The organism is Halorubrum sp. Atlit-28R, from assembly GCF_003665955.1.
In the GTDB taxonomy this organism is placed as follows: Archaea; Halobacteriota; Halobacteria; order Halobacteriales; family Haloferacaceae; genus Halorubrum; species Halorubrum tropicale.
On sequence record NZ_QPLS01000054.1, the window covers coordinates 1 to 825 of the forward strand.

Annotated in this window: 1 protein-coding gene; it reads right to left on the reverse strand. The window is 50.1% G+C overall.

Features of this window, described 5'->3' with window-relative positions:
* Nucleotides 1-69: 69 nt before the first annotated feature.
* A complete protein-coding gene (locus DVK06_RS16750; RefSeq protein ID WP_004057247.1) occupies nucleotides 70-591 on the reverse strand; it encodes a hypothetical protein in 522 nt (173 codons plus the stop codon).
* Between the last annotated feature and the right edge of the window lie 234 nt (nucleotides 592-825).

Here is an 825-nt window from a genome sequence, read left to right on the forward strand (position 1 = left end):
TAAACACGCTAAGAGAGGCAGTTTCGCCCAGTCTGTGCGATTACGAGAGTACACGCACATGGGGAAAAGTCAGGATTCTAACTCAGAGGTTCGTTCCTGAATGAATGCCTGGATTGAGGCGATAAATTCGCTGAAGTCGCTCACTATTCCTTCACGGTCCAGTATTTCTTCTGCCATTTGGGGACGCCCTCGACGCTGCTCGTCTCCGTATTTATACATTTTTCTCAATGTCCCAAGTAGAGAACTCACAGATTCCTGCCTTTCGGGGTCCAAGAACACCTTTGATTGCCGGGCAGTTGATTCAAACGACGCAAGTGCGTCATTTGCATCTATGAGAAATTCATCGCTCAAGTCTCCGTTTGAGGATCTCCTCATGTAGTCCTGTGCTACAGCATGGCAATGCTCTGCATCTTCCAGCAGTTGAATCAGCAGTTCAGCCTCCTTTTCCAATAAATGGTCTGCTCTGCGTCTATTATTTTCCGCCTGTGTGGCTATTTGTTGGGACTTTAGACTCCCCCAATATCCGAGTGCAGCCCCAGCAAGAGCGACTGTACCAGTGATTATCGAACCGATGTGTTGTTCGATGGCCATGCTGGAACCAAAGACCGAATTTAGAAAACCGTTTGGTGTACAGACACGTCTCATCGGCTAACCTGCCCGCACACCGATGAAGCTTATAGCTGAAATTTTTCGCGCGCGGCAAGCCGCGCCGAGTAGGCGCGGCGACCCCCGTTTCATGTGTTTCATCTGGAGTCTGCGCAGCAGACTCCGGTAATCTTGGTGTGTGGCTCTTTAGCCACACATCTAACGGAGAATCAGGGGGGA

Excerpts from the sequence above, each read along its gene's own strand:
- DVK06_RS16750 (WP_004057247.1), bottom strand. The coding sequence starts at position 591 with ATGGCCATCGAACAACACATCGGTTCGATAATCACTGGTACAGTCGCT.